The following is a 19,393-nucleotide window of genomic DNA, read 5'->3' as shown; positions in this document are numbered from 1 at the left end:
GCTAGGTGGGCTGCCGTACCGCTCTCAGGAACTCCCGTGCGATGCGTTCCCCGGCCAGCACCCCGCGCTCGGGGAGCGCGCTGATCGCCGGTGCGCTCCAGCCGCTGTCGGCCAGCTCGCCATGTCCCGGGCGCCAGCCCTGGTCGGCGGCCAGCAGCAGGTCGGCGTCGAGCAGGGAGTCGCCGGCGGCCAGGGTGAGGTGGGCGCCCGTGCGGCGGGCGACCTCGCGTACGGCCGCGCTCTTGGTGAGGGGCTTGGGGACGGCGTAGATCTTGCGGCCCTGGAGCGAGACGGTCCAGCCCCGGTTCTCCGCCCACGCCGCCAGCTCCTTCACCCACTCCTCGGGCAGCAGCTCGCGTTCGACGACGAGATAGGCGAACAGGTCTTCGGCGACCCGGTGCTTGCGCACCCAGGCGGGGTCGGCGGAGGCCATCAGATGCTCGCGGATCTCGTCCAGCGGCGCGCACTCGTCGGCGAGCCGGGCCAGCACCTGGGCGTGCCAGTCCTGGTCCGTGACGCCGTCGACCAGCAGATGGCCGCCGTTGGCGCAGATCGCGTACGCCGGCTGGGGGCCGGGCAGGTTGATGCGCTGGTACTGCTTGCGGGTGCGGGTCGTGGTCGGCACGAAGACGGCCGAGTCGCCGAGGTCGGTCAGCAGCTGGGCCGCCGTCTCGGTCATGTAGGACAGCGGCCTGCTCTCGTGCACCTCGACGCAGAGCAGCCGGGGCGCCCGCGCGTCCGGCATGGTCAGCGCGAGGGCCGCCGAGGAGTAGATCAGCGTGCGGTCGAGGTCGCTCGCCACCAGCACCGGCATCAGACGTTCACCGTCCGGCCGTCGGCACCCGTGGCACCCCGGGTGTACTGAGGGTGGATCAGTCCGACACAGGTGTACGGCAGTTCGCCGACCTCCTCCACCGGGACTCCTCTCTGCTCGGCGAGCAGCCGCACATGGTCGAGGTCGGCGCCCGCGCCCGCCTTGGCGAGGATCTTCCACGGTACCCGGCGCAGCAGCACCCGGGTGGTCTCGCCGACGCCGGGCTTGACCAGGTTGACGTCGTGGATGCCGTACTCCTCGCTGATCCGCTCGACGGCCCGCCAGCCCTCCCAGGTCGGGGTGCGGTCCTCGGCCATCAGCTCCTTGGCCGCCGCGTCGACGGTGTCGGCGACCTCGGGGAAGCGGGCGGAGACGGCGTCGAGGAAGGCCACCGAGACGTCGGCGCCGGCGAGTTCGCGGTAGAACTTCGCGCCGTGGAAGTCGTTCGGGCCGACCAGGTCCGCGCGCAGGACCGTACGCGAAATCAGCCCGGACACGGTCGAGTTGAGGCAGGCGGACGGGATGAGGAAGTCCTCACGGGTGCCGTACGTCCGCACACAGGAGCCCGGGTCGGCCAGCACCGCGATCTCCGGGTCGAAGCCGGTGATCCCCTCGGCGGCCTCGAACTCCTCGATGGCCTGGGTGAGTTCGCGGGTGATCGCACCCTTGCCGGTCCAGCCGTCGACGAAGACGACGTCCCGGGGGTCGTGGTGGGCCGCCAGCCAGCGCAGGGCGTTGGCGTCGATGCCGCGGCCGCGGACGATCGAGACGGCGTAGTGCGGAAGTTCGAGGCCGTGCCGGAACCGGGCCCAGCGGCGCATCAGCACGCCGACCGGAGTGCCCGCGCGGGCCAGGGACACCAGCACCGGGCGGGGCGACCGCTCGGCGATGACGGTCTCGGTCACGACACCGACCGCCTGGGCTATCCGGGCGGCGGAGGCGTCCAGGGCGGAGTGGAACAGCTCCTGGTACTGCTCGCTGGGCTGGTACTCGACCGGCAGCGACTCCGCGTAGTGGGCGCCACCGCTCTGGATGGCCTCCTCGCGCTCCTCGGTCGGCGCCTCCAGGGTCACGTCCGAGAGGTCCTGCAGCAGCCAGCCGACCTCCTCCGGGGCGTACGAGGAGAAGGCGGGGCCGCGGAGGGGCTCGGGCAGCATGGCCGGCCTTTCGGGGGAGACGAGGGGCTCGGGGGCGTACGAGGGGACGACCGCGAGCAGGACGTGCGGAGTGTGGGCGGCGAGACGGGCCGGCAGGCCGTCCGGGGCGTGCAGTGCCGGGGTGTCGGCGACCGAGTCGACCACGGCGACGACGGCGTCGAAGCCACCACCGGCGACGTTGTAGGCGTATCGCTCGCCGGGGCCGTCGGCCGGGTCGTCATGGGCGGGGAAGACCAGGCGGCTGCGTATCGCGTACCCGGGGTCGTCGACCGCGAGAACGGGCGAACGGGTGGTGGTGGAGAACCGCACCTCGGCGGAGATGACCTGCTCCAGTTCACGGGCGATCCGCAGCGGGGCGTACATCAGCTCCTCGAAGCCCAGCACGAGCACCCGCCGGGCGTCCGCGGGCAGCGCCTCGGCAACCCGAGCGGCCATGGCGGGCAGCGCGGCCTCCAGCCGGGCCCGGTGCGCCGGGGTGAACCCGTGCCGACCGCCGTCGGGGAGGCCGGGGGGCCAGTGGAGGTCGACGCGGGTGATCCGGCCGTATGACGGCTCGGGCTCCTCCTGAACCGTCTCGTGCTGGGCGACCAGCTGCTGCCCCATCTCCAGCACGCCCTCCGGCAGCCGTACGGTCCCGGTTGCCGCCGCGACGAGGTCCACCCTGGCGCCGATCTCCGCGGCGAACCGTTCCAGCCGGGCGGAGTCCTCAGCAGAACGCATATCGACCAGGGCCACCACCACATACCGCCGCCGCGGATAACGCTCATGCAGGTCACGGATGGTGTTGAGCACCGTGTTACCGGTGGAGAACTCGTCGTCGACCAGCACCAGCGGTCCATCTCCGGCCAGGAGCCCCGCATCCTCGGGAAGCAGCAGATGGGACGTGGCGTGGGAGTGGGACTCCTCGAAGCCGCCCGCCCGGGCGACCCCGGCCACCGGGCGGCGCGTGGAGTGCAGGTACGGGGCGAGGCCCAGCCCGTCGGCGACCGAGTGACCGAGGCCGGTGGCGGTCTCCGCGTAGCCGAGGACGACCGCCGACGCGGCCTCCGTCTCGCCGAGCAGCTCGCGGACCCGGCGGCCGAGGCGGAAGCCGTGGCCGTAGACCACGGACGGCGACTGCGGTACGTGCTTGCCGAGCACGTGGGAGACCAGCAGGTGGGCCCGCTTGGGGTTGCGCCGCAGCGCCAGCCCGAGCAGGGCCTGGAGCCCGTCGTCGCCCTCCAGTCCGACCCCGAGCCGCTCGGCGACCCAGGTGCCGGACCAGACCCCGTCGTTCACTGCGTTCTTCATGCGTTCCTTGGGTTGATGCGGGTCAGCCGGGTATCCCGGCGGCGAGCAGCTCGACGAAGCCGACGTCCTCGCCCGCGACGCCGAAGACCTCGGCTCGCAGCAGGGTCCGCTCGGCCCAGGCGCGGTGCGGTTTCACTTCATTCATCTTGTTCGTGTAGGCCGACCGGAGTACACCCCCGCCACCGCGTTCCGGCCGCAGAATGTCCTGGGCGTCACTGAACTCCTCATGGCTGACCACGGACAGTGCGTGCACGGGCAGGACGTGGGAGGGGTGGATGCAGGTCTTGCCGAGCAGGCCGTTGGCCTGGTCGAGGGAGATCTCCCGCAGCAGGCCGTCCATGGCGTGCTCGATGAGCTTCTCGCGCAGCTCGACGGCCTGTACCTCCAGGAAGGGGCTCTGCCGCAGCTGCGGCTTGAACATGCGCTCGGGGACCCGGAAGTACTCCCAGACGGGCCCGGTCACGGTGAACCCGGTGCCGTCGGCACGGCCCAGCATGTTGACCACGTCGGCGATCACGGAGGCGACGATCTGGACGTCGTAGGCGGTCATGTCGGGGGCCCGGCGCAGGCCGTAGGAGGAGCAGAAGTCGGTGACGCCGAGGCGCAGGGCCAGCACGCGGTCGCGGAACTTGTCGACCGCGCGGGCGATGCCCTCCAGGGTGTCCACGCGGGACTCGCGGTACAGCAGCTCGGGCGACTCCAGGACGGGCATGGCGAACAGCCGGCGCCCGCTCTCGGCCTCGGCGGCGGTGAGGGCCTCCAGGAACGGGATGCCGCGCTCCTCGGTGAACTTCGGCATGACGAACCCGGACAGCAGCCGCGCGGAGTCGCCCAGGCGCCGTACGAGGTCGGGGATCTGCTCGGGGACGCGCACCCGGATGAAGAGCAGGGGCGGTTCCACCCCCGCGCGGGAGTCGAGGTCGGCGAACTGCCGGACGAGGTTCTCCTCGCCGGCCACGACGTCCGCGTCGTCGATCGAGTCCTCCAGGCACAGCACCATCGAGACCACGCCATTGCCGGCCTGCTTGACGATGTCGTCGGCGAGCCGCGGCCGGGTTGCCGGGCTGTACAGCGTGGCGCCCAGGGCCGCGGAGAGCAGCCGGGCCGAGGAGTCGACGGTGAACTCGCACGGCTCCTGGTGGAAGAGGCGCTGCCGCACCTCGGGGGCGATGTGCCCGAAATGACGCATAGCACTCCTCAGTGCGCAAGCCGAGCTTGTGGATTCGGTAAAGGGTGGCCGGTAATAGTACGTAGGGATCCATGTCGAAGGTTCCCCTCGGGCATGAATTTCCGGTAACTCGCCCGTGTCGGCGACAACACCCCCCGCATTGTCGTGGCCAGGACCGAGAAGGCAGGATGACGGCATGACGCACGCGATGCTGAAGGGGTCGAACGTCCCGCTCGAAGCCACCACGGTGCGCGCCGTGTTGCGCTGGACGCCCGGGCAGGGGGTCCCGGACGTGGACGCCTCGGCGCTGCTGCTGGGCACCGACGGCCGTGTGCGCTCCGACGAGGACTTCGTCTTCTACAACCAGCCCCGGCATCCCTCGGGCAAGGTCTGGCGGCTGGGCAAGAAGCGGATCACCGAGGGCCTGACGGACACGATCCAGTCAGACCTCTCCGGGGTCGAGCCCGGCGTCGGCCGCATCCTGGTGGTCGCCTCCGCGGACGGGGTGTCCTTCGACCGCGTCCCGGCCCTGTGCATCCTGCTGTACGACGCCGCCGTCACCGACGGTGAGCCGCTGGCCCACTTCGAGATCAAGCCGGAGACGGGCGCGGAGACCGCCATGATCTGCGGCGAGCTGTACCGGCGCGGGGAGGGCTGGAAGTTCCGCGCGCTGGGCGAGGGCTACTCGAACGGCCTGAAGGGTCTGGCCACGGACTTCGGCATCTCGGTCGACGAGTCGGAGCCGGAGGAGGAACCGCGCCACCCCCTGCCCGAGACCACGTCCCAGCCCCTGCCCCCCGAGCAGCCGACGTCGGTCCCCGCCCAGCCGGCCTACGGATACCCGCAGCCCACGTCACCCCAGCAGCCGGCGTACGGCTATCCCCAGCCGGCCGGCCAGCCCGCCTACGGCTATCCCCAGCCCCAGCCGGCCCTGACGGCTCCGGACCCGAACTTCCAGCTGCCGCCCCAAGGGCCCCAATTCATCGGGCGCTGAGGGCAGCCCGCCCAGGGGCGCGGGGACTACTTCTCCACCTTCGTCTTGTATCCCCGCCCCCAGGTCAGCCCCCACCCGTACAACCGGTCCAGCTCGCCCTGGAACCCGTACACGAACTTCACCTCGCGTCGGACGACCAGCTCCCCCTTCACGTTCTCGATCATCACAACCGCACATGACCGAGCCTGGGGATGCCGCTCGTCCAGGCCTATCTCGATACGAGGGCCATTGCTCGGGTAAAGAGTGACGATCGCGTGCGTACGGTCGAACGCCGGCGTCTGGTCGTAGATGTACACGAAGACCAGCAGCCTCTTGATCGCGTCCCGGTGGTCCAGGTTGACGTACATCGTCTCGCCGGACGCCGACCCGAAGCGGTCGTCCCCGCTGAGCTTGATGTACGGCGGTGCGTTGACATCGCCGAGGTAGCCGCCGAGCGGCTGGACGACCCCCTTGGTGCCGTCGGCCAGCTCGTACAGACAGCCCAGGTCGAGGTCGACATTGACCATGCTCTGCCCGTGTCCGAGCACCTCCGGCGGCTTGAGCGCCTTGAAGGGGTGCCGGAAGAGACTCGTGCGCTGGTTGCTGTCGAAGTCGGAGGTCCGCATCCGCCAGGTCAGGTTGATGCGCAGATGCCCGGTGGCCGCGTCCTGCTTGGTCAGTGACACCTGGTGGTGCCGCCTGGTCAGCTCGATCGCGTTGCTCGCGGCGCTGCCCGAGTCGAACTCGGCCCGGCCGCCCCGCAGCCCGTCGAAGAACCCCATTCCCGCCCCCACGTACTCGTCCCAACGCCGTCGGGGCGGCCGACCACGTCGGCCGCCCCGAACAGAGCGTTCCTCACCGGACGGGATGCCACACCCCGTCCCGTCCCTGATCTTGCCCGTAGGGGGCGCTCAGGGCTTGCCGGACGTCAGACGCCGGACGGGATCTCGGCCTTCTCGTCCGAGCCCGCTTCCCCCTCCGCGGCCGCCAGCGCGCGGTTGCGGCGGACGGAGGACCAGAAGGACCAGGCGATCAGGACGACGCCGACGAGACCGGTGATGACCTCGTTGATCTCGTACTGGATGGTGACCATGAGGAGCACGGCCAGGGCGCCGATCGCGTAGTGGGCGCCGTGCTCCAGGTAGACGTAGTCGTCGAGGGTGCCCTGGCGGACCAGGTAGACCGTCAGCGAACGGACGTACATCGCGCCGATGCCGAGGCCCAGCGCCATCAGGACGATGTCGTTGGTGATGGCGAAGGCGCCGATCACACCGTCGAAGGAGAAGGAGGCGTCCAGGACCTCGAGGTAGAGGAACATGAAGAACGCGGCCTGTCCGGCCAGGACCACCGGCGAACGTTTCTTCCCGCTGCGCGCGGCCTCTTCCTCCTCCTCGTGCTCGCGCTCCTCCTCTTCCTCCAGCTTGTCCTCGAAGTAGCCGGAGAGACCACCGACGATCATGTACGTGATCAGGCCGGCGATACCGGCGATCAGGACCGTCTGCGCCTTGTCGGCATGGGCGCCGCCGTGCTGGTGGGCGTGGGTGGCGAAGGTGAAGGAGGTGATGAGCAGGACGATCAGGGAGATGCAGACCGACAGCATGTCGACCTTGCCGAGCTTGGCCAGGGGCCGCTCGATCCAGCGCAGCCACTGGATGTCCCGGTCCTCGAAGATGAAGTCGAGGAAGATCATCAGCAGGAACATGCCACCGAAGGCAGCGATCGCCGGGTGGGCGTCGGTGACCAGTTCCTGGTAGCGGTCCTTGTTGTTGAGGGCGAGGTCGACGGCCTCGATCGGGCCCATCTTGGCGCTGATCGCGACGATGACGACGGGGAAGACCAGGCGCATGCCGAAGACCGCGATGAGGACGCCGACCGTGAGGAAGATCTTCTGCCAGAAGGCGTTCATCTTCTTCAGGATTCCGGCGTTGACCACCGCGTTGTCGAACGACAGCGAGATCTCGAGGACGGAGAGGATCGCCACGATGCCGAAGGCCTCCCACCCCCCGTAGAAGACCGCAGCGACCAGACCGATCGCGGTGACCGCGAACGACCAGCCGAAGGTTTTCAGAAGCACTGGCTACCCCATCGTGTTGGTACGGGTCTCCCCCGCGCCGTACTCAGCTTTGCTAAACGTTGACCACGAGTCTAGAGGGGCGCCCTGTCCGCGGTCCCCGCCAGGGCGACGTACACGGAAAAGCCACAGGTCCCGAGGGGTGGGTCCGAAGGCCCGTGCGGTCTTACGAGACGTTGACCCCGAAATCCAGGGCGATGCCCCGCAGCCCGGACGCGTACCCCTGGCCCACCGCGCGGAACTTCCATTCGCCCTGGTAGCGGTACAGCTCGCCGAAGATCATGGCGGTCTCGGTGGAGGCATCCTCGCTGAGGTCGTAGCGGGCCAGCTCCTGGGCGTCGGCCTGGTTGACCACGCGGATGAAGGCGTTGGAGACCTGGCCGAAGGTCTGGCCGCGCTCGTCGGCCTGGTGGATCGAGACGGGGAAGATGATCTTCTCGCACTGGAGCGGGACCTTGGTCAGGTCCACCAGGATCGATTCGTCGTCGCCCTCGCCCTCACCGGTGAGGTTGTCACCGGTGTGCTCGACCGAGCCGTCGGGGCTCGTGAGCTGGTTGTAGAACACGAACCACTCGTCGCCCAGCACCCGGTTCCCGGCGCCGCACAGCAGGGCGCTGGCGTCCAGGTCGAAGGGGGCGCCGGTGGTGGAGCGCGCGTCCCAGCCGAGCCCGATCATGACGTTGGTGAGGTTCGGTGCGGCCTTGGAGAGGGAGACATTGCCTCCCTTGGCGAGCGTGACGCCCATGATGCTGGTCCTCCCCTAGTGGTGCTTCCCTGTTGTCCTGCGCGTCCGGCGCCGACCGTAAACGGTGCGGCGCCGGACGGTAGGGGTGTCGGAACCCTGCCGGGATCAGACGTTGACGCCGAAGTCCTGGGCGATGCCGCGCAGGCCGGAGGCATAGCCCTGACCGATGGCGCGGAACTTCCACTCCGCGCCGTGCCGGTACAGCTCGCCGAAGACCATGGCGGTTTCGGTGGACGCGTCCTCGCTCAGGTCGTACCGGGCGATCTCCGCCTCGTTGGCCTGGTTGACGACGCGGATGAACGCGTTGCGGACCTGGCCGAAGGACTGCTGGCGGTTCTCGGCGTCGTAGATCGACACCGGGAAGACGATCTTCTCGACGTCGGCCGGGACGCCGGCCAGGTTGACCTTGATCTGTTCGTCGTCGCCCTCGCCCTCACCGGTGATGTTGTCACCGGTGTGCTCGACCGAGCCGTCGGGGCTCTTGAGGTTGTTGAAGAAGACGAAGTGCTGGTCGCTAGCGACCTTGCCGGAGGTGTTCAGCAGCAGCGCGCTGGCGTCGAGGTCGAAGTCCGTGCCGGTCGTGGTGCGCACGTCCCACCCCAGACCGACGATGACGGCGGTCAGGCCGGGGGCCTCCTTCGTCAGCGATACGTTGCCGCCCTTGCTGAGGCTGACTCCCACGAGTCCTCCATGTGGTGTCCAGGGGCGGGGAGCCCCGTCGTGCTTCGGATATGGGATCAACGTGCAGATCCTAGTGACGGGTTCCCGCCCCCCGCAGACCCTGGACCCGAGCAATCACAGGTGTCGGCCCCGAGGCCGGATCACAGGGTGTCGAGCGCCTTCACGTACTCGTTCAGGTCGCGCGCGTCCGGCAGGCCGTTGACCACGGTCCACCGCACGACGCCCTCCTTGTCGATGATGAAGGTGCCGCGGACGGCGCAGCCCTTGTCCTCGTCGAAGACGCCGTAGGCACGCGAGACGTTGCCATGCGGCCAGAAGTCGCTGAGCAGCGGGTACTCCAGGCCCTCCTGCTCGGCGAAGACGCGCAGGGTGTGGATGGAGTCGTTGGAGACGGCGAGCAGCTGGGTGTCGCGGTCCGAGAACTTCGGCAGGTTGTCGCGCAGCTCGCACAGCTCGCCGGTGCACACGCCGGTGAAGGCGAAGGGGTAGAAGAGCACCACCACGTTCTTCTCGCCGCGGAAGTCGGAGAGCTTCACGGTGCGGCCGTGGTTGTCCTTGAGCTCGAAGTCGGGCGCCTTGTCGCCGACCTGGATCGCCATCGTCGTGCATCCCTTCGGTGGGCTGATCGGGTGAGCGCACAGCGACGCTCGGAACCACCCTACGCAGCGATCACCGCGGGTTCAGCGCGGACTTTCGGACGGGCCGGGTGCTCCCGGCCCGTCCGACGCCCCGGGGGCGGGGCGGTTTGCTTCCTGCCGGGCTACTTCTTGCCGGACTTCGCGGCCTTCGGCGTCGCCAGACGCGAGCCGCTCCAGTCCTTGCCGACGCTGACGCTCTTGGACGCGGTCAGACCGGCGGTCGTCGCGGCTTCCGAGATGTCGCTCGGCTCCACGTACCCCGTACGGCCGGTCTTCGGCGTGAGCAGCAGGATGGCGCCGCCCTCTTCGATGTACGTGGTGGCGTCGACGAGTACATCGGTCAGGTCGCCGTCCTCGTCACGGAACCACAGCACGACGGCGTCGGCCACGTCGTCGTAGTCCTCGTCCATGAGGTCGCTCTCGATGGCTTCCTCGATGGCCTCGCGGAGCTCCTGATCGACATCGTCGTCGTAGCCGATCTCCTGGACCACCTGCCCGGGCTGGAAACCCAGCCTGGCGGCAGGGTTAGTCCGCTCCTCCGCGTGGTCCGCGGTCGCGCTCACGGGTTGCCTCCTGATCATGTCTTGGTGAATATCTCAGCCACGCGCGTGCGCGAAGCATTGGCCGTAGTCCACACGGGCGGGACGGATCGCGCAAGTACCCGGCCGTTCAGACCGCCGAAACGGTGACGATCCCGGCCGTGTCGCCGCAACTTCTGGCACCGTACCCCGATTCATCGTGGCCCACATCACACCGATGTGCCCGCTTTGTGCGGTTCGGAATCATCCGGCGATACGACCCTCGAACACTTTGCCATGCCCGTCACACCCCGGGCGTATCGTTGCGTTTTGACCGGCCCGCGCCTCGGTTACCCCACGGTAGAGGTGACGTGCGCCTTCCCGAGGTACACGATGGGGAACGGTGTAGGCACCAGGAAAAAGTGGCCCTCTGACAGGTAAGGAACAGCGTGGCTTCCGGATCCGATCGCAATCCGATCATCATTGGCGGCCTTCCGAGTCAGGTTCCTGACTTCGATCCCGAAGAGACCCAGGAGTGGCTCGACTCCCTCGACGCCGCCGTGGACGAGCGGGGCCGTGAGCGGGCCCGCTACCTCATGCTGCGCCTGATCGAGCGGGCCCGCGAGAAGCGCGTGGCCGTGCCCGAGATGCGCAGCACGGACTACGTCAACACGATCCCCACCCGCGCCGAGCCGTTCTTCCCCGGCAACGAGGAGATCGAGCGCAGGATCCTCAACGCGACCCGCTGGAACGCGGCCGTGATGGTCTCGCGCGCGCAGCGCCCCGGCATCGGCGTCGGCGGCCACATCGCCACCTTCGCCTCCTCCGCCTCCCTGTACGACGTGGGCTTCAACCACTTCTTCCGCGGCAAGGACGAGGGCGACGGCGGCGACCAGGTCTTCTTCCAGGGCCACGCCTCCCCTGGCATCTACGCGCGCGCGTACCTGCTCGACCGGCTCACCTCGGACCAGCTCGACGGCTTCCGCCAGGAGAAGTCGAAGTACCCGAACGCGCTGTCCAGCTACCCGCACCCGCGCTCCATGCCGGACTTCTGGGAGTTCCCGACCGTCTCCATGGGCCTCGGCCCGCTGGGCGCGATCTACCAGGCGCGGATGAACCGCTACATGCAGGCGCGCGGCATCGCGGACACCTCCAAGTCGCACGTGTGGGCGTTCCTCGGCGACGGCGAGATGGACGAGCCGGAGTCGCTCGGCCAGCTGACCATCGCCGCGCGCGAGAACCTGGACAACCTGACCTTCGTCGTCAACTGCAACCTGCAGCGCCTGGACGGCCCGGTGCGTGGCAACGGCAAGATCATCCAGGAGCTGGAGTCGGTCTTCCGGGGCGCCGGCTGGAACGTGATCAAGCTGGTCTGGGACCGCACCTGGGACCCGCTGCTCGCCCAGGACCGCGACGGCGTGCTGGTCAACAAGATGAACACGACCCCGGACGGCCAGTTCCAGACCTACGCCACCGAGTCCGGCGACTACATCCGCCGGCACTTCTTCGGCGACGACCACCGGCTGCGCGCGATGGTCGAGAACATGACCGACGACCAGATCCTGCACCTGGGCCGCGGCGGTCACGACCACCGCAAGATCTACGCGGCCTTCAAGGCGGCCGTCGAGCACAAGGGCCAGCCCACGGTCATCCTCGCGAAGACGATCAAGGGCTGGACGCTGGGCCCGAACTTCGAGGGCCGCAACGCCACGCACCAGATGAAGAAGCTGACGGTCGACGACCTCAAGGGCTTCCGGGACCGTCTGCACCTGCCGATCTCCGACAAGGAGCTGGAGTCCGGCGTGCCGCCGTACTACCACCCGGGCCGGAACTCGGAGGAGATCCAGTACATGCACGACCGGCGCAAGGGGCTCGGCGGGTACGTCCCGACCCGCGTCGTGCGCTCCAAGCCGCTCGCGCTGCCGGACGACAAGACGTACGCGACCGTGAAGAAGGGCACCGGCCAGCAGTCCATCGCGACGACCATGGCCTTCGTCCGGCTCCTCAAGGACCTCATGCGGGACAAGGAGATCGGCAGGCGGTTCGTGCTGATCGCGCCCGACGAGTACCGCACGTTCGGCATGGACTCCTTCTTCCCGAGCGCGAAGATCTACAACCCGCTCGGCCAGCAGTACGAGGCGGTCGACCGCGATCTGCTGCTCGCGTACAAGGAGTCGCCGACCGGCCAGATGCTGCACGACGGCATCTCGGAGGCCGGCTGCACGGCGTCCCTGATCGCGGCGGGCTCGGCGTACGCCACGCACGGCGAGCCGCTCATCCCGGTCTACGTCTTCTACTCGATGTTCGGTTTCCAGCGCACCGGCGACCAGTTCTGGCAGATGGCCGACCAGCTGTCGCGCGGATTCGTGCTGGGTGCGACCGCCGGACGTACGACCCTGACCGGCGAGGGCCTCCAGCACGCGGACGGCCACTCCCAGCTGCTCGCCTCGACGAACCCGGCATGCGTGGCCTACGACCCGGCGTACTCGTACGAGATCGCGCACATCGTGCAGGACGGTCTGCGCCGGATGTACGGCTCCGACGCTGAGCACCCGCACGGCGAGGACGTCTTCTACTACCTCACCGTCTACAACGAGCCCATCCAGCACCCGGCCGAGCCGGCGAACGTGGACGTCGAGGGCATCCTCAAGGGCATCCACAGGATCGGTGAGGCCACGGCGGGCTCCATCCCGGCGCAGATCATGGCGTCCGGTGTCGCGGTGCCCTGGGCGCTGGAGGCCCAGAGGATCCTCGCCGAGGAGTGGAACGTGAAGGCCGACGTCTGGTCGGCGACCTCCTGGAACGAGCTGCGGCGCGAGGCCGTGGCCGTGGAACAGCACAACCTGCTGCACCCGGAGGAGGAGCAGCGGGTGCCGTACGTGACGCAGAAGCTGAGCGGTGCCGAGGGTCCGTTCGTGGCCGTGTCCGACTGGATGCGCTCGGTTCCGGACCAGATCGCCCGGTGGGTGCCCGGTACGTACCAGTCGCTGGGCGCCGACGGCTTCGGCTTCGCGGACACCCGTGGCGCGGCCCGCCGCTTCTTCCACATCGACGCCCAGTCGATCGTGGTGGCGGTGCTGACCGAGCTGGCCCGGGAGGGCAAGGTCGACCGGTCCGTGCTGAAGCAGGCCATCGACCGGTACCAACTGCTGGACGTCTCGGCGGCGCATCCGGGGGCCGCGGGCGGCGACGCGTAGCCCTGCGCGGCTTGAGCGGTCAAGGGGGCGGTGCCTGTGCACCGCCCCCGTTACTTTTTCTTTACTATGCGGCCATGAACGAACAGTCGGCGCAGGCCCGTTGGGAGCAGCGCACCCAACGGCCGCTGCTGGCGCTCGCGGTGGCGTTCGCCGTCGCGTATGCCGTACCGATCGTGGACAACCCCGCCAGCCGGTCCCTGACAGTTGCCTGCACGGCCACGGAGTGGGTGGTGTGGGGGGCGTTCGCCGTGGACTACGTGATACGGCTGGCGCTCACCCGGCGGCGCCGGGAGTTCGTCCGGACGCACTGGATAGATCTGTGCGCCGTGGTGCTGCCGCTGCTGCAGCCGCTGCGGTTGCTGCGGATGGTGTCGACGCTGCTGCTGGTGGGGCGGCGGGCGCGGATGGCCTCGCAGATCCGGCTCACGACCTATGTCGGCGGGGCGGTGGTCGGGCTGTTGATGTTCGGGTCGCTCGCCGTGCTGTCGGTGGAGCGGGAGTCGCCGGACGGGAACATCCGGACGCTGGGTGATGCGGTGTGGTGGTCCTTCACGACGATGACGACCGTGGGGTACGGGGATCACGCGCCTACGACCGGGCTGGGGCGGATGATCGCCGTCGGGCTGATGCTGTCCGGGATCGCGCTGTTGGGTGTCGTCACCGCGAACATCGCCGCGTGGTTCATCTCGCGGTTCGAGAAGGATGACGTGGAGGAACGGCGGCAGACGGAGGCGATCGCTTCTTTGGCGGAGGAGGTTCGGCTGCTGCGGGCGGAAGTGGCTCGGCTGGCTGCGGACCGGGAATCACAGCGGAGTTGACCTGGCATCCGGTGCCGATGCTGGGCGGGGGTGGGTTTCGCTCGCCCGCGCTTGCGGGGTGCCGCTGCGCCCACCCGTGCCGCCCCAGCGGTACGACTGCCCGCAGCTACGGTGCGATGTGAGTACGGCCGCCGCAACTCCCCACCGGCCCGCAGACGAAGCACAGCCAATTCGCCGAAGGCGAAGGCGCGCGCCGCCCCCTCCGCAGCGCGCGCCGCGGCCCGGTCGTCCTCCTATGCCCTGCGGAGGACTTGACCCACTGTGACCTGCGGCGCGCGTCGAGGGCGAGGGATCTTTAGGGGAGTCACCCTGATAGGGGAAACTCCCCTCAGATGTGGCCGACTCCCGCGCCCGCCTCCGCGTTCTGCCCCCGCTTGGTGAGCAGCGCGACGAGGACGGCGACCGCCGCCACGCCCGCCGCCACCAGGGACGCGAGGCTCATGCCGGAGATGAACGTGTCGTGGGCGACGGCGGTGATCTTCGCGACGATCGGCTCCGGGGTGCCCTTGGCGACCGGGGCCACGCCGACCTGAACGGCCTCGGAGGCCTTGTCCAGCTGATCCGGGGTCAACTTCGGCAGCCCCGCACCGGTCCAGTTGCCCGGCAGGTCGCTGTCGACCTTGGAAGCCATCACCGCACCCAGCACCGCCGTACCGAGGCTGCCGCCGATCTGCATGGCCGCCTGCTGGAGGCCGCCCGCGACACCGGACAGCTCCATGGGCGCGTTGCCGACGATGACCTCGGTGGCGCCGACCATGACCGGTGCGAGGCCGAAGCCGAGGAGGGCGAACCAGATCGACATCACGCCGCTGCCGGTGTCGGCCTCGAGCGTCGACATGCCGTACATGGCGATGGCGGTCGCGGCCATGCCGCCGGCCAGCGGGATGCGCGGGCCGAGCTTGGTGATCGCGGCGCCCGCGAGCGGGGAGCCGACGATCATCATGCCGGTGAGGGGCAGCAGGTGCAGACCGGCGTCGATGGGGCTCATGCCGTGCACGTTCTGGAGGTAGAACGTCACGAAGAACAGGCCGCCCATGAAGGCGATCGCCATCAGGACCATCAGCACGACGCCCGCGGACAGCGGCACCGAGCGGAACAGCCCCAGCGGGATGAGGGGTTCGGCGACCCTCGTCTCCCAGAAGGCGAAGAGGCCGAAGAGCAGCACCGAGGCGGCGATGAACGCCCAGGTCTCGCCGGAGCCCCAGCCCCACGTCGGCGCCTTGATCAGGGCCCACACCAGGCAGAACATCGCGCCCGACAGCAGGGCGATGCCGAGGATGTCGAAGGAGCGCGGCGCGTTCTCGGCGCGGTGGTCGAGCAGGATCAGCACGCCCAGGACCAGGGCCAGCAGACCCACCGGCACGTTGATGAAGAACACCGACTGCCAGTTGACGTGCTCGACCAGGACGCCGCCGAGGATCGGGCCGCCCGCGGTGGAGGCGCCGATCACCATGCCCCAGATACCGATCGCCATGTTGAGCTTCTCGGCCGGGAAGGTGGCCCGCAGCAGACCGAGCGCGGCCGGCATCAGCAGCGCGCCGAACAGACCCTGGAAGACACGGAAGGTGACGACCGCGGCGATGCTGTGGGACAGGCCGATGGCGCCCGAGGCGGCGGCGAAGCCGGTCACGCCGATGAGGAAGGTCTGCCGGTGCCCGAAGCGGTCACCGAGCTTGCCCGCGGTGATCAGGGAGACCGCGAGGGCGAGGAAGTACCCGTTGGTGATCCACTGGACGTCGGCGAAGCTCGCCTTGAGGTCCTTCTGGATGGCCGGGTTGGCGATCGCCACGATGGTGCCGTCGAGGGCCACCATCATGACCCCTACGGCGACGGTTATGAGGGTGAGCCACGGGTGGCCGCGCAGCCCCGTGGCCGGGGTCGCCTCCGACGGGGCTGCCGGTGCCTTGTCCCCCGGCCCCGTCGTCTCGATGGTGGTCTGACTAGTCATGCGCGCGAGGCTAGTGACAGCCACTGACAATTGACAAACCAATTCACAAGTCGGTAACTGACACATCATGGAAACTCTGCGTGAGCGCAAGAAGCAGCGCACCCGGGACGCCCTGCTGCGCTCCGCCCTCGAACTGTTCACCACCCAGGGGTACGAGCACACGACCGTCGACGAGATCGCCGAGGCCGTCGGGGTCTCGCAGCGGACCTTCTTCCGCTACTTCGCCGGCAAGGAGGAGGTGGCCTTCGCCGTCCAGGACATGGCGGAGGCCCGCTTCGTGGCGGCGGTGCGGGAACGGCCGCCGCACGAGGCCCCGATGGAGACGCTGCGGCAGGCGGTGCTGGAGGGCTGGGACGGACTGAGCGAGGCCATCGAGGCCGTCGTACCGGTCGAGTTGTACGTGCGCATGTACCGGGCGATCGAGTCGACCCCGTCGCTGCTCGCCGCCCATCTGCTGCGCTCCGCGGCCACCGAGGAGACCCTCGCGCGGCTGCTCGCCGAACGGGAGGGTGTCAACGTGGACGCCGATCCTCGGCCGCGGCTGGCCGTGGCCGTCTTCGGCGGAGTGATAAGGGTCACGGAACGGCAGTGGAGCACGGGCGACGACTTCAGCCTGGAGGCGATCCGCGAACTCACCGCGTCGTACCTCGATCAGGTGGGTTCGGCACTCACCGGGAACTGGCGCGTCGCGTGAGGTCGTTCGCGGTTCGTTCGACGCTTCACGAAACGTGATACCTGTCACTCGGTTACCCCGAGACCCTCCCGTTCTCCTAGTGTGTCCTCCCAGTGACTTCCTTCGACACCTCCCCGCAACTCAACGTCTGGCGCATGCTGCTCGCGCTGGCCGTGGTGTTCGTGATGCTCGCGACCACCGGCTGGACCGCACTGCGCACCCACCGGGAGTCGACCGCACTGCAGGCCTCGCTCGCCAAGTGGGAGCACGGCAGCATCCACGGCCTGCACCTGCCGGACCCCGAGGCATCCCCCGCGCAGCTCGCCCGCTTCTTCGCCTCGCTCACCCCGCACGAGCAGGACCGCCTCGCCCACCGCTACCCCCTGGCGGTCGGCAACATGAACGGCGCGCCCGTCTCGCTGCGCTACCGCGCCAACCACGTCGCGCTGGACCAGGCGCGCAAGGTCGAGAAGAAGCGCATGCACGACAGCAGGCTCAGCACGGCCGGCCAGCAGGACGCGGGCCGCCGTATGCACCGCTACGAGTCGCTGCTGAACCCCGGGCGGCACATCCTCGCCTTCGACCCCGAGGGCTCCGGCCGGGTCGCCGAGGTGTTCGGGAACCTCACCAAGGCCGAGCGGATCTCCGTCGTCGTCCCCGGCGTCGACACCGACCTGCTCACCTTCCAGCGCACGAACCGCAGGTACAGCGCCCCGGTCGGCATGGCCAAGGCCCTGTACGCGGCCGAGCGGGAGCAGAGCCCCACGACCCGTACGGCCGTGATCGCCTGGGCCGACTACACCACGCCGGACGGGCTCGGCGTGGACGCGGCCACGGGGCTGCGCGCCGCGGAGGGCGCCCTGCGCCTGAACGCACTGCTGGACGCCCTGCCCGGCCGGGCGCCGGTGTCGATGTTCTGCCACAGCTACGGCTCGGTGGTCTGCGGGGTCGCCGCGGACGACATGCCCCGCCGGGTGACCGACATAGCGGTGGCCGCGAGCCCCGGCATGCGCGTCAGCAAGGCCTCCCGCCTGGGCACCTCGGCCCGGGTGTGGGCGATGCGGGACGCCACCGACTGGGTGCAGGACGTGCCGTACCTGGAGGTCGGCGGACTCGGGCACGGTGCCGACCCGGTGTCCTCGTCGTTCGGCGCGCGAGTGCTGTCGGCGCGGGACGCACAGGGGCACGCGGGCTATTTCCAGCCGGGCACGGACAGCCTGCGCAACCTCGCCGACATCGGGGTGGGCGCGTACGACGCCGTCACGTGCGCACGCGAGAACGATGCGTGCCGGGCCGATCTGCCCCGCACGTCGACGGCCCAACGCGCGTAGAAACAGCAGGAAGTGCGGTCTGCGCGGGTGGCGACGGAGGAGCACGTGCCGCATACGATGAGCCGCATGGGTGACGTACTGGCGGGTTTTCATGCCGTCTGGGAGTTCGAGTCCGACTCCGTGCTCATCCGTTACGAACGGGGGATTCGAACACCGAAGCTGTTCCAGGCGCTGGGCGAACGGCGGATCCCGCTGTCCGCGGTCGAGGAAGTGACCCTCACGCAGGGCAAGCGCGGCACCGTCGCGCTGCGGCTGCGGCCGCGCCCCGGCGCCGATCCGCTGATGGAGGCGGCGGCCGGGCAGCTGCGCGAGGGCTCCGATCCGTACCGGCTGGCGCTGCCGGCCGAGCGGTCGACGCTCGCCGAGTACTACGCCGACGAGCTGAAGGGGCTGCTGACCGAGTCCGGGCCCACCGACCGCTATCTGGTGGCCGCGCCCGAGGCGCCGCTGCAGTTCAAGGCGTACGACGGGAAGGCGTCCTTCGACGGGACGACCGTACAGTTCCGGTGGTCCTGGACGGGGGCGTCCTCGACGAAGTGGAAGGCCGGGGACCAGAGCTTCGCGGTCGCCGGCCTCAGCGGGGTGGAGTGGCGGTCCCCGGAGGTCTTCGAGGGGCATCTACGACTGCTGCCCCGCGAGGGCGGCTCCGCCCGGCCGACCCAGCCCGACCAGGATCCGGCGTCCGTCGTCTTCGGGCTCGGGTACGGGCCGGTGCACGAGTCACTGCCGTTCGCCGCGGCTGTCCTTGCCGGGGTGCGCTCGCGAGGGCCGGTACCGGCGGTACCGGCCCCGGCGCGTCGGGATCCCGCCGACATCGCGGAGCGGATCCGTCACCTCGGCGAACTGCATCAGGCAGGGCTGGTGACGGACGAGGAGTTCGCGTCGAAGAAGGCCGAACTGCTGGCGGAGCTGTAGTCAGCGCTCCGTGGCGTAGAAGCTGATCTTCCGGTCCAGTACCGCGAGGGTGTCATGCAGTTCCGCGATCCTGGACAGCACGTCGCGGCGGGTCGACTCCAGTAGGGCCTGGCGTTCCGCGTAGGTGGTCTCGCCCTCGCGTACCAGTTCCGCGTAGCGGACCATGTCCGCCACCGGCATGCCGGTCAGGCGGAGCTTGGTCACGAAGTCCAGCCAGTCCAGATCGCGGTTGCTGTAGCGGCGCTGGCCGGTGTGGGAGCGGTCGATGTGGGACATCAGCCCGATCCGCTCGTACCAGCGCAGGGTGTGCGCGGTCAGGCCGGTGAAGGCGACGACCTCGCTGATCGTGTAGCGGTCCTGGCCGTCGGGGCGTGGGTGCCGCCGGGGCGGGGCTGCGCAGATGTCGGTCCCGCTCGCGTTCTCCTCGGTCTGCATCACCGTCATGGCCCCACGCTA

At 69.4% G+C, this 19,393-nt stretch carries 17 protein-coding genes; 6 read left to right on the top strand and 11 right to left on the bottom strand.

Going from position 1 to position 19,393, the window contains the following annotated elements:
- Position 1: 1 nt before the first annotated feature.
- The 3 genes from CRP49_RS21870 to CRP49_RS21860 are packed head-to-tail and all read right to left on the bottom strand — an operon-like array spanning position 2 to position 4,450.
- Positions 2-814 (bottom strand): HAD family hydrolase, encoded by an 813-nt coding sequence (locus CRP49_RS21870; RefSeq protein ID WP_097254911.1) that lies wholly within the window; start codon positions 812-814, stop codon positions 2-4.
- Positions 814-3,261, bottom strand: a complete 2,448-nt coding sequence (locus tag CRP49_RS21865; protein WP_097254910.1) for a phosphoribosyltransferase — start codon at positions 3,259-3,261, stop codon at positions 814-816. Before CRP49_RS21865 ends, CRP49_RS21870 begins: the two co-directional genes overlap by 1 nt.
- A 22-nt stretch (positions 3,262-3,283) precedes the next feature.
- A complete protein-coding gene (locus tag CRP49_RS21860) occupies positions 3,284-4,450 on the bottom strand; it encodes an HpcH/HpaI aldolase/citrate lyase family protein (protein ID WP_097254909.1) in 1,167 nt (388 codons plus the stop codon).
- Positions 4,451-4,625: 175 nt separating this feature from the next.
- Here CRP49_RS21860 and CRP49_RS21855 point away from each other — a divergent pair, with 175 nt between their 5' ends.
- Positions 4,626-5,423 (top strand): TerD family protein, encoded by a 798-nt coding sequence (locus CRP49_RS21855; protein WP_097254908.1) that lies wholly within the window; start codon positions 4,626-4,628, stop codon positions 5,421-5,423.
- Positions 5,424-5,449: 26 nt separating this feature from the next.
- Here the strand turns inward: CRP49_RS21855 and CRP49_RS21850 are convergent, their stop codons facing one another.
- From CRP49_RS21850 to CRP49_RS21825, 6 genes are all read right to left on the bottom strand, one after another.
- Positions 5,450-6,184, bottom strand: coding sequence for a Tellurium resistance (locus CRP49_RS21850; RefSeq protein WP_097254907.1), 735 nt, complete (start codon positions 6,182-6,184; stop codon positions 5,450-5,452).
- 146 nt (positions 6,185-6,330) lie between these two features.
- A complete protein-coding gene (locus CRP49_RS21845) occupies positions 6,331-7,476 on the bottom strand; it encodes a DUF475 domain-containing protein (protein WP_097254906.1) in 1,146 nt (381 codons plus the stop codon).
- A gap of 163 nt (positions 7,477-7,639) precedes the next feature.
- On the bottom strand, positions 7,640-8,218 hold the full coding sequence (locus CRP49_RS21840) for a TerD family protein (protein WP_097254905.1): 579 nt from the start codon (positions 8,216-8,218) through the stop codon (positions 7,640-7,642).
- Between the two features lie 105 nt (positions 8,219-8,323).
- Entirely contained in the window at positions 8,324-8,899 is a 576-nt protein-coding gene (locus CRP49_RS21835; RefSeq protein ID WP_097254904.1) for a calcium homeostasis/redox stress adaptation protein, read from the bottom strand.
- A 140-nt stretch (positions 8,900-9,039) separates the two neighbouring features.
- Complete coding sequence (locus tag CRP49_RS21830; RefSeq protein ID WP_094218011.1) at positions 9,040-9,498, bottom strand: peroxiredoxin; 459 nt, start codon at positions 9,496-9,498, stop codon at positions 9,040-9,042.
- Between the two features lie 161 nt (positions 9,499-9,659).
- Positions 9,660-10,100 (bottom strand): DUF3052 domain-containing protein, encoded by a 441-nt coding sequence (locus tag CRP49_RS21825; RefSeq protein WP_067314036.1) that lies wholly within the window; start codon positions 10,098-10,100, stop codon positions 9,660-9,662.
- 404 nt (positions 10,101-10,504) lie between these two features.
- On the opposite strand from CRP49_RS21825, the gene aceE reads away from it, so the two are divergent.
- A complete protein-coding gene (gene aceE, locus CRP49_RS21815; protein ID WP_097254903.1) occupies positions 10,505-13,252 on the top strand; it encodes a pyruvate dehydrogenase (acetyl-transferring), homodimeric type in 2,748 nt (915 codons plus the stop codon).
- A gap of 74 nt (positions 13,253-13,326) precedes the next feature.
- Positions 13,327-14,070 carry a potassium channel family protein gene (locus CRP49_RS21810; protein ID WP_097254902.1) on the top strand — a complete coding sequence of 248 codons (744 nt, stop codon included), beginning with the start codon at positions 13,327-13,329 and terminating at the stop codon, positions 14,068-14,070.
- Positions 14,071-14,398: 328 nt separating this feature from the next.
- Here CRP49_RS21810 and CRP49_RS21805 read toward each other — a convergent pair whose 3' ends face one another.
- Positions 14,399-16,018 carry an MFS transporter gene (locus CRP49_RS21805; RefSeq protein ID WP_097254901.1) on the bottom strand — a complete coding sequence of 540 codons (1,620 nt, stop codon included), beginning with the start codon at positions 16,016-16,018 and terminating at the stop codon, positions 14,399-14,401.
- 67 nt (positions 16,019-16,085) lie between these two features.
- Here CRP49_RS21805 and CRP49_RS21800 point away from each other — a divergent pair, with 67 nt between their 5' ends.
- The 3 genes from CRP49_RS21800 to CRP49_RS21790 all read left to right on the top strand — a co-directional run bounded on the left by CRP49_RS21800 (position 16,086) and on the right by CRP49_RS21790 (position 18,937).
- Complete coding sequence (locus CRP49_RS21800; protein WP_097254900.1) at positions 16,086-16,712, top strand: TetR family transcriptional regulator; 627 nt, start codon at positions 16,086-16,088, stop codon at positions 16,710-16,712.
- Between the two features lie 92 nt (positions 16,713-16,804).
- Positions 16,805-18,022 (top strand): alpha/beta hydrolase, encoded by a 1,218-nt coding sequence (locus CRP49_RS21795; protein ID WP_097254899.1) that lies wholly within the window; start codon positions 16,805-16,807, stop codon positions 18,020-18,022.
- A gap of 66 nt (positions 18,023-18,088) precedes the next feature.
- Entirely contained in the window at positions 18,089-18,937 is an 849-nt protein-coding gene (locus tag CRP49_RS21790; protein ID WP_097254898.1) for a DUF4429 domain-containing protein, read from the top strand.
- Here the strand turns inward: CRP49_RS21790 and CRP49_RS21785 are convergent, their stop codons facing one another.
- On the bottom strand, positions 18,938-19,381 hold the full coding sequence (locus CRP49_RS21785) for a MerR family transcriptional regulator (protein WP_097254897.1): 444 nt from the start codon (positions 19,379-19,381) through the stop codon (positions 18,938-18,940).
- Positions 19,382-19,393: the final 12 nt, after the last annotated feature.

The organism is Streptomyces sp. Ag109_G2-15 (assembly GCF_900215565.1).
Lineage (GTDB): Bacteria > Actinomycetota > Actinomycetes > Streptomycetales > Streptomycetaceae > Streptomyces > Streptomyces diastatochromogenes.
Note: the sequence above shows the minus strand (reverse complement) of the source record. Positions and strands in the feature narration are given on the sequence as shown.